The sequence below is a fragment of the Amycolatopsis sp. FU40 genome (assembly GCF_021903635.1).
GTDB lineage: Bacteria > Actinomycetota > Actinomycetes > Mycobacteriales > Pseudonocardiaceae > Amycolatopsis > Amycolatopsis dendrobii.
The window spans coordinates 7,119,396-7,132,558 of sequence record NZ_CP091381.1; the positions used below are offsets into that span (position 1 = coordinate 7,119,396).

General features: G+C 70.1%; 16 protein-coding genes. 5 read left to right on the forward strand and 11 right to left on the reverse strand.

Translation table 11 applies throughout. The features are described 5' to 3' along the window. Nucleotide 1: 1 nt before the first annotated feature. Genes L3Q65_RS33435 through nth form a run of 3 tightly spaced genes read right to left on the reverse strand, consistent with a single transcriptional unit; the run spans nucleotide 2 to nucleotide 1,997 of the window. Nucleotides 2-718 (reverse strand): CoA pyrophosphatase, encoded by a 717-nt coding sequence (locus L3Q65_RS33435; RefSeq protein WP_182895858.1) that lies wholly within the window; start codon nucleotides 716-718, stop codon nucleotides 2-4. Beyond that, nucleotides 715-1,317: a TlpA disulfide reductase family protein gene (locus tag L3Q65_RS33440; protein ID WP_182895859.1), complete on the reverse strand. Its 603-nt coding sequence runs from the start codon at nucleotides 1,315-1,317 to the stop codon at nucleotides 715-717. Before L3Q65_RS33440 ends, L3Q65_RS33435 begins: the two co-directional genes overlap by 4 nt. Further along, entirely contained in the window at nucleotides 1,314-1,997 is a 684-nt protein-coding gene (gene nth / locus L3Q65_RS33445) for an endonuclease III (RefSeq protein ID WP_220508512.1), read from the reverse strand. Before nth ends, L3Q65_RS33440 begins: the two co-directional genes overlap by 4 nt. Nucleotides 1,998-2,234: 237 nt before the next feature. Here nth and L3Q65_RS33450 point away from each other — a divergent pair, with 237 nt between their 5' ends. After that, complete coding sequence (locus L3Q65_RS33450; RefSeq protein ID WP_037369289.1) at nucleotides 2,235-2,486, forward strand: hypothetical protein; 252 nt, start codon at nucleotides 2,235-2,237, stop codon at nucleotides 2,484-2,486. Nucleotides 2,487-2,645: 159 nt separating this feature from the next. Continuing rightward, complete coding sequence (locus L3Q65_RS33455; RefSeq protein ID WP_009084463.1) at nucleotides 2,646-3,320, forward strand: Crp/Fnr family transcriptional regulator; 675 nt, start codon at nucleotides 2,646-2,648, stop codon at nucleotides 3,318-3,320. A gap of 424 nt (nucleotides 3,321-3,744) precedes the next feature. Here L3Q65_RS33455 and L3Q65_RS33460 read toward each other — a convergent pair whose 3' ends face one another. Continuing rightward, nucleotides 3,745-4,899, reverse strand: a complete 1,155-nt coding sequence (locus L3Q65_RS33460) for a glycosyltransferase (RefSeq protein ID WP_237597515.1) — start codon at nucleotides 4,897-4,899, stop codon at nucleotides 3,745-3,747. Between the two features lie 92 nt (nucleotides 4,900-4,991). On the opposite strand from L3Q65_RS33460, the gene L3Q65_RS33465 reads away from it, so the two are divergent. Both L3Q65_RS33465 and dnaN read left to right on the forward strand, forming a co-directional pair. Continuing rightward, nucleotides 4,992-6,251: an MFS transporter gene (locus L3Q65_RS33465; RefSeq protein WP_237597516.1), complete on the forward strand. Its 1,260-nt coding sequence runs from the start codon at nucleotides 4,992-4,994 to the stop codon at nucleotides 6,249-6,251. A 207-nt stretch (nucleotides 6,252-6,458) separates the two neighbouring features. Then, on the forward strand, nucleotides 6,459-7,532 hold the full coding sequence (dnaN, locus tag L3Q65_RS33470; protein WP_182895863.1) for a DNA polymerase III subunit beta: 1,074 nt from the start codon (nucleotides 6,459-6,461) through the stop codon (nucleotides 7,530-7,532). A gap of 692 nt (nucleotides 7,533-8,224) precedes the next feature. Here dnaN and L3Q65_RS33475 read toward each other — a convergent pair. From L3Q65_RS33475 to L3Q65_RS33505, 7 genes are all read right to left on the reverse strand, one after another. After that, entirely contained in the window at nucleotides 8,225-8,479 is a 255-nt protein-coding gene (locus L3Q65_RS33475; protein WP_043827085.1) for a glutaredoxin domain-containing protein, read from the reverse strand. Further along, nucleotides 8,476-9,252 (reverse strand): MBL fold metallo-hydrolase, encoded by a 777-nt coding sequence (locus tag L3Q65_RS33480; protein WP_237597517.1) that lies wholly within the window; start codon nucleotides 9,250-9,252, stop codon nucleotides 8,476-8,478. Before L3Q65_RS33480 ends, L3Q65_RS33475 begins: the two co-directional genes overlap by 4 nt. Further along, nucleotides 9,253-10,077 (reverse strand): NUDIX domain-containing protein, encoded by an 825-nt coding sequence (locus L3Q65_RS33485; protein ID WP_237597518.1) that lies wholly within the window; start codon nucleotides 10,075-10,077, stop codon nucleotides 9,253-9,255. Nucleotides 10,078-10,238: 161 nt separating this feature from the next. After that, nucleotides 10,239-11,426: a hypothetical protein gene (locus L3Q65_RS33490; RefSeq protein ID WP_043827082.1), complete on the reverse strand. Its 1,188-nt coding sequence runs from the start codon at nucleotides 11,424-11,426 to the stop codon at nucleotides 10,239-10,241. Nucleotides 11,427-11,464: 38 nt separating this feature from the next. Further along, on the reverse strand, nucleotides 11,465-12,094 hold the full coding sequence (locus L3Q65_RS33495) for a hypothetical protein (protein ID WP_037808399.1): 630 nt from the start codon (nucleotides 12,092-12,094) through the stop codon (nucleotides 11,465-11,467). Then, nucleotides 12,094-12,549: a RidA family protein gene (locus L3Q65_RS33500; protein ID WP_116205785.1), complete on the reverse strand. Its 456-nt coding sequence runs from the start codon at nucleotides 12,547-12,549 to the stop codon at nucleotides 12,094-12,096. Before L3Q65_RS33500 ends, L3Q65_RS33495 begins: the two co-directional genes overlap by 1 nt. 10 nt (nucleotides 12,550-12,559) lie before the next feature. Further along, the gene (locus L3Q65_RS33505) at nucleotides 12,560-12,721 is read right to left on the reverse strand and encodes a DUF4177 domain-containing protein (protein WP_020664158.1); all 162 of its coding nucleotides are present in this window, start codon (nucleotides 12,719-12,721) and stop codon (nucleotides 12,560-12,562) included. A gap of 189 nt (nucleotides 12,722-12,910) precedes the next feature. Here L3Q65_RS33505 and L3Q65_RS33510 point away from each other — a divergent pair, with 189 nt between their 5' ends. Next, a complete protein-coding gene (locus L3Q65_RS33510) occupies nucleotides 12,911-13,159 on the forward strand; it encodes a hypothetical protein (RefSeq protein ID WP_182892612.1) in 249 nt (82 codons plus the stop codon). Nucleotides 13,160-13,163 lie beyond the last annotated feature (4 nt).

A 13,163-nucleotide genomic window follows, 5' to 3' on the forward strand; every position in this document is an offset into this window, starting at 1 on the left:
GTCACTCCTCGATAGTGCCGTCCCGAGCCGCCAACCGGCCCTGATGTTCGGCCCACGCTACGTCAAGCTCGCGCACATCGCCGGTGTCCCACTCCCGTTCCCAGCCGCCGAGCGAGAGCAGCACGGACAGCAGACCGGCGGTGAAGCCCCAGACGAACAGGCCGTCGACAGTGAACGCCGGCCCTCGCCACGACGCGTCGCCGCGGCGCACGGTGAACCGGTTGGCCGGGTCGGCGAGGTCGGCCAGCGAAACCCGCGCGACCGCCGCCGTCTCGGCCGGATCGACCGCGCGCACCGGCGACGGGGTGTGCCAATGCGCCAGCACCGGCGTGACCGCGAACCGCGACACCGGCACGAACAGCTCCGGCAGCACCGCGACCGGCAGGATCCCCGACGGGTCGACGCCGGTCTCCTCCTCGGCCTCGCGCAGCGCCGTGCCGACCGGGCCGTCGTCGCCGTCCTCCGCGCCGCCGCCGGGGAACGAAACCTGCCCGGCGTGCGAGCCGAGCGTGTCCGCCCGCCGCTGCAGCAGGACGTCGGGACCGTCGCCGCCTGGCCGGTCGCCGAACAGGATGAGCACCGCGGCGGCACGGGTGAGCAGGTCTTCCGGCGGGCTGAACCGGGTGAACGTGCGGCTGTCGACCTCGCCGGACACCTTCACCAGCGGCCGCAGCCATTCCGGCACGGCTTCGGGTTCGACGAGCGGTCCGGTGGTCATGAGTAGTCCTTCACAGCAGCGCGCACCTGGTCAGTGTTGTCGAACACCCGCGGGTTCGCGACGAACCGGACCTGACCGTCCGCGGTGACCAGGTACGACGCGGGCAGCGACGAGGGCACCTTGAGCGCGGTGCGGATGGGACCGGTCTGGCCGTCGCCGTCGTAGAGCGACGGGAGATGCACGCCGAGTCGCTCGAACAGGCCGAGCCCGTCCGAAGCCGGGCTCGCGACCTGCACGCCGACCACGCGCACCGCACCCGGCTCAGCGGCGTATCGCTGCAGCACCGGCAGTTCGGTGCGGCACGGCTGACACCACGACGCCCACACGTTGATCAGCACCGGACCGCCGCCGAGAACCTTGCCGACGTCCACGCGAGACCCGTCGCCGAGGCAGTCCGCCTCGATCCCGGACAGCTGGCCGACCGCTTTCGCCGCGGCGGGCGGGCAAGCCTGGAGCTTCGCCGCCGCTCGCGGCCCGGCGAGGTCGCCGGACGCGGGCTGCGCGGACGTCGAATCGCCGCCGCGCAGCGTCAGGACCGCCACCAACGCGGCCACCGCCAGCACCGCGACCCCGAGCGCCCATTTGGTGACTGCGGTCACCCGCGCGCCGCCAGCTCGAGAATGTGGTCCTTCTCCGGGCCTTTGACCAGTTTCGCGGCCACTTCGAACTCGGTGGGCCCGGTGCCGAACGACGGGCAGTCCTTGCGCAGCGGGCACGCGCCGCAGGCCGGTTTCCGTGCGTGGCACACGCGGCGGCCGTGGAAAATCACGCGGTGGGACAGCATCGTCCACTCTTTCCGCGGGATCAGCGCGCCGACCGCGTGCTCGACCTTGACCGGATCCTCTTCCTCGGTCCAGCCCCAGCGCCGGACGAGGCGGCCGAAGTGAGTGTCCACTGTGATTCCCGGCACGTCGAAAGCGTTGCCGAGCACGACATTCGCGGTCTTGCGGCCGACGCCGGGCAGCGTGACGAGGTCGTCCAGTTTCTTCGGCACCTCGCCGCCGTAGCGCTCCACGAGCGCCGCGCCGAGACCCATGAGCGAATTCGCCTTCGCCCGGAAAAACCCGGTCGTGCGCAGGTATTCCTCGAGTTCGGCGCGGTCGGCTCCGGCGTAATCGGCCGCGGTGCGGTATTTCGCGAACAAGGCGGGCGTGACGAGGTTCACCCGCACGTCCGTGGTCTGCGCCGACAACACCACCGCGACCAGCAGTTCCAGCGGATTCGTGAAGTCCAGCTCGGCCTTCGCGTCCGGATAAACCTCGTCGAGGCAACGTTTCATCCGCCGGGCGCGTCTCACGAGAGCGAGCCGGCTTTCTTCGCGGTCCGCGCGGGGCCCGTTCGGGACAACAGGGGGCACCCCGATAGCCTACGGGCGAGTCGGACGAGCCGGTCGGGAGCATCCGCCGGTGGACGGCCGAACCGCCAGAGCACCACCTCTGCGGGCCGCGCGTCCGCCCTGAGCGAGGATCTGGAGATCCATGACCGAGTGCGTCACCGAAAACAGCGGAGCTGTGGCATGACCGTGTGGTTCGTGATCTTGGTCCCGCTGGTGATCATGTTCTTCGCGTTGTTCATGGAACGGGTCGAGAGCAGGCTCAAGCACGTCGCGGTCCAGGAGAACGAGGTCGAGGAGTTCCTGGAGCAGGCCCAGCCCAACGAGGTCAGGGCGCTGTACGGGCACGGGATCGGCCGCGCGCTCGAGCTGTTCCGGCTGCGCCGGCTCGGCGGACGGGCAGCCAGGCTACGCGCGCGCAAGGTGCGGAGTTAGGCTGCTCAGTCGGACGTGATCGTTCCAGGCAGCCGCGCCGGGCGCGGCGAGCCGACGAGCGATCCGCCCGACACGCCCTAGACTGACGCGAAAGTGATCGGCGACACTGCCTTCGGCCTGCGAAGGAAGTGATCGTTTCTCGACGAGGAGGCACCCGAGGTGGACGAAACCCTGGCCCGTGCGGGCATTTTCCAGGGTGTGGAGCCGGCAGCGGCGGAGGCGCTGGCCCAGACCTTGGAATCCGTGGAGTTCCCCCGCGGCCATGTCATCTTCAACGAGGGCGAGCCGGGCGACCGGCTGTACATCATCCAGTCCGGCAAGGTGAAGATCGGCCGCAAGTCCCCGGACGGCCGCGAGAACCTGCTGTGGATCGCCGGTCCGTCCGACATGTTCGGGGAACTGTCCATCTTCGACCCCGGCCCGCGCACGTCCGGCGCCACGACGGTCACCGAGGTCCGCGCGGTCACCATGGACCGCCCGGCGCTGCGGCAGTGGATCGCCACCCGCCCGGAGATCGCCGAGCAGCTGCTGCGCGTCGTCGCGCGCCGCCTGCGCCGCACGAACAACATGGTCGCGGAACTGATCTTCACCGACGTCCCCGGTCGCGTGGCCCGTGCGCTGCTGCAGCTGGCGCAGCGCTTCGGCAGCCAGGAGGCCGGCCTGCTGCGGGTCACGCACGACCTGACGCAGGAGGAGATCGCCCAGTACGTCGGCGCGTCCCGCGAGACCGTCAACAAGGCACTGGCCGACTTCGCCCACCGCGGCTGGCTGCGGCTCGAGGGCAAGAGCGTGCTGATCCTGGACCCGGAGCGGCTCGCCCGCCGCGCCCGCTGATCTTCCCCCGAGTGGGTTAATCCGCACGGGTTTTTCGAAGGCCACCTCCTACCGGGGGTGGCCTTCGTGCGTGCGTACCGGACTATCCCCCACAAGAGCGGCATTCCGCTCCGGCCCCGTGTCGGCACCGGTTTCGGCGCGTCCGGCCAGGAAAATGACAAGGAGCCGGGCGCCACCCCCGACGTGGCGCACCGGCTCCTCGCCTGCGCACGGATCATCCCCCGACGACCCGCGCTCCCCGCCCTCCGGACCAGGCCCCGACCCATATGCCGGAGGGAGCTGGGTGCTGCAGTGCTGTCCAGCCCGTAATGGGCTGTCGTTCAACCATCACGGCCAAAACTCACGAATTCAAGGCCATTCACCCTCAAGGACGCCAAGACCGCGTCTTCGTTGCACGAGTTCACGAAGAATCCAGCTGGTGTTATCAGATCGAGACCTCCAGGTCACGCAACCGGGCCGCCACCGCCGCCGGGGCGGGCTGCTCGGCGATCTCGGCGGCCAGCGACTCCGCGGCCGCCCGGTAGGCCGGGTCGGTTAGCACCGTCCGGACCGCGTCGAGGATCCCGTCGCTCGAGTCGACCGCGATTCCGGCTTCCGCGGCCTGAACCTGCGCGGCGACTTCGAAATGATCAGTCGCCAACGGCGAAACCACCAGCGGCACCCCGTGCGCGAGCGCGCCGAGAACGGTCGCCGAACCGCCGTGACAGACCACCGCGTCCACGGCGGGCAGCAGCTGTGTCTGCGGCACGAACTGCTCGATCCGCACGTGGTCCGGCTGCTCTCCGAACCGGCTGGCGTCGCCGTCCCGGCCGATCGTCGCCACGACGTTCACCGGCTCGTCGCGCAGTGCGGTCAGCATTCCCTCCAGCACGCCGGGCCGTGCGTTGTGGGTGGTGCCGAGGGTGACGTAGACGGTCCGGTCGTAGGGAAGCCCGTCGAGGACTGCCGGACGCGGGCTGGGGGTTGGCGTCACGCCAGCGGACTGGAGCGGCCAGCGCGTCGGGTACTCCCAGGCGACGTCAGCCGGAGTCAATCCCGACGGCCAGAAGTCCAGGTACGGCACGGCATCGCGCGGCGGCAACTCGTCGAGACCGCGCTCGCGGACCAGGCCGTTGGCGACTTCCCAGGCCCGCTCCATCGTCGCGGCGGATTTCGGCGGACCGATCGCGTGCATCGCGTACGGCACGCCGACCAGGCACGCGGCCATCACGGCGGCGCGTTCGGCAAGGTTGGCGATGACGAGATCGGGCTGCCAGTCGCGGACGAAGCCGACCATGTCGTCGAGCCGCGCGGCCGCGCCGAGACCGACCATGTACTCGGCGACCAGGTGGGAGAGCCGCTCGTCCGCGGTCATCCCGGCCATCTCCTCGCGGGCCCGCTGCCACATCGAGGCCGCGGCGCCGGGGTCGTTCGGCTGCCCTACGGAAATGACCCGCAACCCAGTGTTTTCCAAGTACCGCACGGCTTCCGGACCGGTCACGAACGCGACCTCGTCCCCGGCCGCTCGCGCGGCCCGCGCGAGCGGAAGCATCGGCTCGATATGGCTGTACCCAGCTCCGGAGGAGAACATCAGCCGCATCGCGCGAGGGTACTGACTGAGCCGATCGAGCGTGACCAAGATGACCGGAAAATTACTGGTACCTCCGTACCAATTTCGTCATACTAGTACGCGTGTCCCAGTCTGCCCATTCCGAAGGCCGCACCACGCTCGCCGACTACCGTGCCGCGCTGACCGCCCCTGGCTCGCGCGGCCCGGTGATCGCGTCGATCCTTGCCCGGCTCCCGATCGCGATGATCGGCATTTCCGCGCTGCTGTACGTGCAGCGCGAAACCGGCTCGTTCGCCGCCGCCGGACTGGTCTCCGCGAGCTCGCTCGCCGGGGTCTCGGTGGGCGCGGTCGTGCAGGGCAGGCTGATCGACCGATTCGGACCGAGCCGTCCGCTGCTGGTCGTCGCCGCCGTCTTCGCGCTGTCGATGGCGTCGCTCGCGGTCGCGATCGAGGCACATCTGCCGACATACGTGCTGATCCCGCTGGCCGCGGCGACCGGGCTTTCGGAGCCGATGGTCGGCTCCGCGTCGCGGGCGCTGTGGACGAAAATCCTGCCGGAAGGACCGGCGCGCAACGCCGCGTTGTCCTATGAGGCGATCAGCATGGAGGTCTTCTTCATCCTCGGCCCCGGCATCGCGGGCCTGCTGATCACCGCGCCGTGGGCGGGCACCGGCATGGTCGTCGGCTCGATCACCATGGTCACCGGCGCGGTGCTGTTCGCGCTGAACCCGACCGTGCGCGCGTGGGGTCCGGCTCCGAAGTCCAAGACCCCGCTGCTCGGCGCGCTGGCCAGCCCCGGAATGCGGACGCTCGCCTTGGCAGCCCTCGGTTTCGGCATGGTGATCGGATTCGTGGAGGTCGCCGTCCCCGCCGCCGCGACGGAATCCGGCCACCCCTCGCTCAGCGGTCTGCTGCTGTCCGCGTGGTCGTTGAGCTCGGTGGCGTTCGGCGTGGCCTACAGCCTGCACCCGTGGCCCCGCCGCCTGGGCCTGCGCCTGCCGATCCTGCTCGGCGGTTTCGGTGCTTTCGTCGCGCTGCTTGCCCTTCCGTCGAGCCTGTGGGCCCTTGCCCTGCTGATGCTGCTGGCCGGCGCGATGATCACTCCCCAGTCGACGACCCACTCCGCGGCGATCGAGGTCGTCGCCCCGCGCGGCACCGCGGCTGAGGCATTCGGCTGGGTCCTCACGGCGGTGACGCTGGGACTCGCGGCGGGCCAGTCGGTGAGCGGCTACCTGGTCGAACATTCCGGGACGGCTTCGGCGTTCTTGGCTGCTGGGGTGGCTGGGGTTGCGCTGGCTGTGGTGGTTTGGCTGCTGCGGGGGACCGTGCGGGCCGCTTCGCCGGCGATTGCTGACGATGCTCTTGTGGGCGCTGCCGGGTAGCTTCGCTCCTTCTCCCGCGGCTGGCGCGGGTTCGCTCGGCAGCGCCCTCATTGGCGCTGCCGGGCAGCAGTTCCCGGAGTCGCTCGGGCCTCTTTCCCGCGGACGAGCACCGTCCGTGTCCTCTCCGCCAGCGACAGCGGGGACGTTTCCGCAGCTCAACCGTCTTAGTTGCCTTTTTTGTCGGTGCTCCCCGCTACTTTGCGTGGCATGGACCTCACCTCCTTCGTGCGGCCGCTGGCGGCGGTCGCGAACGCCGCGGCCCGGCTCCTGTCAAGGCAAGCCCGCCTGCGCTTGCGGGCGAACGCTGACGGCCTCGTCGTGTCCGGCAACGACCGCGACCTGGCCGTCCAGCTGTCCTGCCCAGCGACCACCCATCTCGACGGCGAAGTCGTCGTACCAGCCGCGCCGTTCGCCGAAACGGTCCGCATGCTGGATGTCGACCAGGTCCGGTTGGCCGTCGAAGGATCCCGCCTCGCGATCCGAACGGACAGCGCCCGCTTCGCGCTTCCCCTGCTGGATCGCGACCTGCTCCACGTCCCGGAACCGCCACCCCTGCTGTCCAAAGTGGACGGGTCAGCCCTCGCCGCGGCGTTGCGCACCGTCGCGGGCACCGCCGCCAAGGACGACCCACTCCCGGTCTTCACCGGCGTACGGGTGCAATCAATCGGCGGCGAACTGTGCCTGACCGCTTCAGACCGCTATCGCCTGGCCGTAGCCCGCCTGCCACTGCAAGAGGTCCGGCAACCCATCGACGTCCTGGTCCCAGCCACCCTGCTGACCGAAGCCGCCCGCCACAGCGCCGGTGCCATGGGACTGCACGCCGACCCCAGCCACTTCGCCCTGAGCTGGCTAGGCGGCACCGTCACCACAGCGGTCCTGGGCGCAGGTTTCCTGTCCGCGGACTCCATCCCGTCCGACGCGGTCGACACAGAAGTCGAGGTGGGTGCCGACGAACTAACCGCAGCCATCCGCCGAGTCGGCGTCTACTCCGAAGACCGCCGAGTCCTGACCCTGGAAGTCGGCGACGCACACCTCCGCCTGGCCAGCACGCGACAAGACACCGGCGAAGCAGAGGAACACCTCAAAGCAAACGTTTGCGGCGGCCGGACATCGCCGTCCTTCCAGGCTCGGTACCTGCTGGACGCCCTCGCCCCGTTCAGCGGAGAACGAGTCCGCCTGGCAATCCAGCCAGGATTGCGGGCGTGCGTCCTGACCCCGGCCGACGAAGACGGACGGGAGGTGGCATTGAAGTACTACTTGATGCCCATGCTGCCCCGGTAGCCGGGCGAACGCGCCGACTCTGGCTCGAATCGGACGGCCATGTTCGCACTGGGTGGGGTGCGATCGGGAGCCGCCACGGGTTCGGCCGCACGGTGGCGGGCCAAGCTATGGGTTCGGCCGCACGGTGGCGAGTGAAGCTGCTGGGGTGTTGCCGGAGCGAGCGGCAGCCAGGCCGGACGATGCTGGCCGGACCGAACCGAGCCGTGACGAATTGGCCGGACCGAGCCGGGCTGGCCAGGCTGGGTTGAGCTGGCCGGGCTGGCCAGGCCGGGTTGAGCTGGTCGGGCTGAGCTGGCCGGGCTGAACTGGCCGGACTGGCCAGGCCGAGCTGAGCTGGCCGGACTGAACTGGCCGGACTGAGCCGAACTGACAGGGTCGGGCGGACACAACCGGGATTGAGCGACGCCATGCTCAGCTGCGCCATGCCGGGCCAAGCCAAGTCGCGCGTGGTTGTGCCGAGCTGGGCCGGACGCCGCCCCGGGCCGGAGCATGTCGCTGTCGGTTGGCGGCCAGACCTTCTGGCTCGGGCTGCCCCGCGCGGAAGTGCGCGGTGACGGGGCAAGCCACTGCCGCCCGCCCGCAGCGCCACCCGGGCCTGCGCGAGGGGTGCCTGAGCGATCGGCCGGTACGGCGCGCACCCGCTGCACGCCGGGCGGAAACCCAGGGCCCAGCTCAGCGCGCCCAGAACAACCTCAGGCAGCCGTCTCCGCGGCCACTGCGGCCTTGACCTCATCGAAAGTGGGGTTCACCAGCGCAGTCGATCCCACGATCACCGTAGGCACCGTCTCGTTGCCGTTCGCTACCTCGCGGACTCGTTCGGCCGCGCCCGGTTCCTCCCAGATGTTGATTTCCCGGACCGGCAGGCCGCTTTCCAGCAGGGGACGGCGCAGGGCTGAGCAGAAGCCGCAGCCTGGACGCCAGTAGAACTCGACTTCGACGTTGCTCATTGTCCGTCCTCCGAAGACGACCGTAGGTACTCCAGTTGTGCGCGCACGCTCGCCTCGGCTGGTGCCCACAGCGCGCGGTCGACGTCGGCGTAAACCACCTCGACCACTTGCCGCGGCGTTGCGTCTTCGCCGAGCGTGCCCAAGGCGGAACGCACCTGATCCAGGCGCTGTTCCCGGTGGGCCAAATACTCCCGTGCGGTGGCGGGGAGATCCGGCAGCTCCGGGCCGTGGCCGGGCAGGCCTGGGGTGCCGTCCGGGAGTGCGATGAGTTTGCGCAGCGAGCGCAGGTAGTCGCCCAGGTCGTGCAGGACCGTCGTGCCTCGGCCGAGGATGGTGTCTCCGGTCAGGATTTGACCCCCGGCCAGCAGCGACACCGAATCGTCGGTGTGGCCGGGGGTGTGCAGGACGGTGAAGTCCAGGCCGCCCGCCGTAATGACGTCACCATCGGCGAAGGGGGGTGCGTCGATGCAGAGCGAAGGATCGAAAGCCCGGACGGGCGCGCCCGTTTTCGAGGCGAACCAGGGTGCGCCTTCGGCGTGATCCGGATGGTGGTGGGTCAGCAGGATCAGCTCGACCGGACCGACGGCGGCGAGTTTTTCCAGGTGCTCCAGATCGTGGTAGCCGGGGTCGACGACCACGGCGGCAGCGGCGTCGCCACCGCGCAGCACCCAGGTGTTGGTGCCTTCCAGCGTCATCGTCGAAGGATTGTTCTCCAGCAGCACCGACGCGGTTTCGGAAACACGGCGCAGGACGCCATAGGCAGGAGCGGTCACTCAGGACTCCGAAGTATCGAGGACAACGCGGATGTTCTCGCCGTCCCGGACAAGGGTCGGCACGGTCTTCACGATCTCGCGCGGCTCAGCGAGCACCGCGTCCGCCTTGGCGAACTCGGCGAGTTCGACGAGGGTCAGCCAGGTCGGCGGCATCAGCATGCGACGGCCTTCGCGCGCGTCCGCGACTGCCTCGGCGGGCGGTTGCCAACCGGCGGCCGCGGCTTCTGAGGTCGCGCCGTCCGCACGCTGGCCTTCAGGCAGCTTCGCGACGAAAAAGCGAGTGTCGTATCGACGCTGTTCCTGCGGCGGCGTGACCCAGTGCGCATACGGGTGGAGCAGGTCCGCGCGCAACGTGAGACCGGCGTCGGCGAGGAAGCCGGCGAGCGAGATTTCCCGTGATTCCAAGGCTTTCCGCGCTTCGTGGTACGGCGCGACGTCGGCGACCACCGAGTCCTCGGTCCCGGCCAGCAGAACACCGGACTCCTCGAACGTCTCCCGGACCGCTGCACAAACGAGCGCTCGGGCGAGGCTTTCGTCGCAGGTGAACTGCTCAGCCCACCACGACGGCGGCGGCCCGGCCCACGCCACGGAGGCGTCGGCGTCCCGCGGATCAACCCCGCCGCCAGGGAACACAGTCATCCCGCCGGCAAACGCCATGCCCATGACGCGATGCTGGAGGAAGACCTCCACACCGTCGGACACGTCCCGCAGCAGGATCACCGTGGCGGCGTCCTTCGGGGTCGCCGACGGGCCATCCGCGTTGTCCCGGATCGCGATGCCGGGACGGGCGGGGATGTCGAAAACGAATTCACGCGGCCGTTCCACCCGGGCAACATACCTCGCAATCCGTACGCGTCGCGGATTACTTGTGTCACCTCGCGACAATCCGAATCAGCCCGGCCCGCGTCCGGTCGCCCGAAAGCCGTGAAGGGCTTCTTGAGGGAATCTGATTCCCTCAAGAAGCCCTTCACGGAACAACAGTGGCGTCAGGACCAGTGCTGGTCCCCGCCGGAACGGGACGCGCCGTTGAGCCGCAACCGGGCGGCCTCGGCACGCTCGCGCTCAGCCAGTTCCTCGTGCAGCTCGCGCAGCAGCGCGCGGTCGCGTTCGGACAGGCTCGGATCGTCCAGATCCAGCGCGGGCAGCTCGACCACCTCGTGCATGCTCGGCTTGCCCGCGGCGATCTCGCGACCCTTCTCCGGGTCCTCGGCCAGCGCGCGCCGCAGCTGAGCCACCTCGGACGGAGTCAGGTCCGACGTGCGCTCGGCACGCGTCTCCGATCCGGCCGTCCGCGGCCGCTCCGAAGAGGCGGCGGGTTCGGCCGCCGGCTCCGGCATCGAGACCGGCTGTGCGGGCACGGCCTGCACGATCGGCACCACGGGCGCGACCGGCACCACCGGCTCTGCGGCGGCGACCGGTTCCGGCTCGGGCTGACGGTGCCCGTGCCGGCTCGGCGCTTCCGAGACAGGTTCGGGGACCGGGGCCGAAGCGGGCGCCGGGGCGCTGCGCTGCGGCGTCGGTTCCGGCCGGTAGTCCGGGGCCGAATGCGTGCTGCCGGTGACCCACACCGGGCTCGCGACGGCACCCGCGGCCTGGTGGTAATCCGACTGCGGGATCCCCGGGCCGCTCACCTCGACGACCGAGCGGATGCCCGCCCGGCGCAACGCGGTGTCGACGCGGAACGCGACCGCGGGCGGGTTGCCCTCGGGACCGAGCTCGACCAGCACGACCCGCTGCGGCAGCGCGCCCGGCACACTGCCCGCCGGGGTGTTGCGCCACACCGCGTGCACGGAACGCACGTCGGGCAGCACCTGCAAGGTCCGGTCGAGCGCCTCGGCGAGACCGAACTCGGGCTGGTTGTCGCCCGTGAACCGGTGCGTGTGCATCGGCTCGTGGTCGGTGACCAGCAGGTCGTTCGCGAGCGTCGCGTCCGACCGGCTCATCTCGAGCACCAGCGCCAGCTCGCGCTGTTCGGCCTCGCTCACCCCGATCCGGCCCGCGATCAGCGTGCCGGTGGTGAGTTCCACCGCCTCGTCGATGTGGGCCCGGGCGATCAGTTCCCGCGCTTCGGTGAGCGCGCTGTCGTCGATGCGGCCCGCCAGGGCCAGCAACAAGTTATGCAGGCGCAGGGGCACCGAGAACCCGTCCATCGGGCCGTCGTGAACCTCCACCATGGCTCTGCTCCTCCCAGCTCGCCTGGCGGCAACGAGCGTTAAGCGGCGACAAGTCGATGACCGGCGCCCGCGGCGCCTACGCAGACCAGCTCGGACTCGGCGAGCGCGGCCCGGTGGTACCCGGGAAGGTCGAAGCGCGGCGGGATGACCTCGACGCTGGGCTCCTCGTCCCCCATGACCCGCAGCACCCGCTGCAGTTCACCGGTGAGCCGGGGCTGTCCCGCGGTCGCCGTCACCAGCAGGACTCGCTTCGCCCCGCCCTCGCCGGAAGCGCCGAGGCGCCGCCAGCTCTGCCGTACTTCCCCCACATCCGCGCGTCCACGCAACGTCGCGTGGAGCAAGACGGACACAGAGTCGACGGAGTTCACCCATTCGGGCGCACTCTGCGTGAATGTGTACCTGGTCTCGGTGACGTCGTCTACCCCCAGGGTGGAACTCACCTGGTGCCAGTCGGCGCCGTGCGGGATCAGACCGGCCACGAGCAGGCGGTACTCCGCCTGGTCCAAATCGATCCTGTGCTTGAGCAAAGACCTCGGGAGGGTCCGCGCGAGCGTCCCCATCGCGCCTTCGCCGAGCCAGTCGCGGAATCGCCACAACAACTGGTCCGGCGTGCGGCCCGCGAGCCGCAGCAGCAGTTCGTGCAGGGACTGTTCGATGTCGGGGTCCATCACTCCACCTCCACGATCAGTTCGACTTCCACCGGCGACGCGATCGGAAGCTCCGCGACGCCGACGGCCGACCGGGCGTGCACCCCGGCGTCGCCGAAGATCTCGCCGAGCAGCTCGGACGCCCCGTTCACGACCGCGGGCTGGCCGGTGAATCCCTCCGCGGAGGCGACAAAACCGACCACCTTGACAATCCGGACAACAGAGTCAATGCCGACGAGGGCGTGCACCGCGGCGAGCGCGTTCAGCGTCGCCGTGCGGGCGTGGCCCTTGGCTTCCTCCGGGCTGACCTCGCCGCCGACCTTCCCGGTCGCGGCGAGCGCGCCGTCGACGAAGGGCAGCTGGCCGGAGGTGTAGACGTGCGAGCCGGTGCGCACGGCCGGCACGTACGCGGCCAGCGGTGCGGCGACTCCGGGCAGTTCGATGCCGAGCTCGGCGAGCCGGTCGCTCCAGGTCAACGCCGCCCCCTCAGCTCTTCGGCCGCTTCAGGTACGCGACGTGCTGTTCGCCGCTCGGGTTGGGCAGCACGGTCACCAGCTCCCAGCCGTCCTCGCCCCACTGGTCGAGAATCTGCTTCGTAGCGTGGATCAGCAGCGGGACGGTGGCGTACTCCCATTTGGTCGCACTCATGACTCGGGAGCGTAACCAAGCGGGCAAGGCCCCTCCGGACCGCCGCCGCCGAAAGCCCGTCACCCGTCCAGGGGAGCGCCGGGCTAGGCCGGGCGAGTGTGGGTCAGTTCACATCCGATCGTCGCTCTCGTGAGTGGCGATCACGGCAAGAACCGCGATCGCCGCTCACGAGGTCGCTAGCGTGGGCACGTGGAGACCTGGCGGATCGTCGCGACCGTGCTGCTCGCCGTGGCCGGGGTGCCGCTCGCGCTGGCCGTGATGGCCAAGACGCGGGACCGGGTGAACGATTCGGGCCAGGTGGCGATCGCGGGCGCGGTCACCCTCACCGGGCTGATCGTGGTGGCAGTGCTCACGCTGACCGTGCTGCCCGGCCTGGTGACCTGGATCGTCGTCGCGGTGGTCGCCGCTGCGGTCAGCGTCATGATGCTGGCCAGCTGAGCAC

What these genes read in the sequence shown, in the direction of transcription:
- L3Q65_RS33490 (WP_043827082.1), bottom strand. Translation starts at nt 11,426, where the DNA reads ATGGTGGAGGTTCACGACGGCCCGATGGACGGGTTCTCGGTGCCCCTG.
- L3Q65_RS33505 (WP_020664158.1), bottom strand. Translation starts at nt 12,721, where the DNA reads ATGAGTGCGACCAAATGGGAGTACGCCACCGTCCCGCTGCTGATCCAC.
- dnaN (WP_182895863.1), top strand. Translation starts at nt 6,459, where the DNA reads ATGGACCTCACCTCCTTCGTGCGGCCGCTGGCGGCGGTCGCGAACGCC.
- L3Q65_RS33435 (WP_182895858.1), bottom strand. Translation starts at nt 718, where the DNA reads ATGACCACCGGACCGCTCGTCGAACCCGAAGCCGTGCCGGAATGGCTG.
- nth (WP_220508512.1), bottom strand. Translation starts at nt 1,997, where the DNA reads ATGAAACGTTGCCTCGACGAGGTTTATCCGGACGCGAAGGCCGAGCTG.
- L3Q65_RS33460 (WP_237597515.1), bottom strand. Translation starts at nt 4,899, where the DNA reads ATGCGGCTGATGTTCTCCTCCGGAGCTGGGTACAGCCATATCGAGCCG.
- L3Q65_RS33475 (WP_043827085.1), bottom strand. Translation starts at nt 8,479, where the DNA reads ATGAGCAACGTCGAAGTCGAGTTCTACTGGCGTCCAGGCTGCGGCTTC.
- L3Q65_RS33495 (WP_037808399.1), bottom strand. Translation starts at nt 12,094, where the DNA reads ATGGACCCCGACATCGAACAGTCCCTGCACGAACTGCTGCTGCGGCTC.
- L3Q65_RS33450 (WP_037369289.1), top strand. Translation starts at nt 2,235, where the DNA reads ATGACCGTGTGGTTCGTGATCTTGGTCCCGCTGGTGATCATGTTCTTC.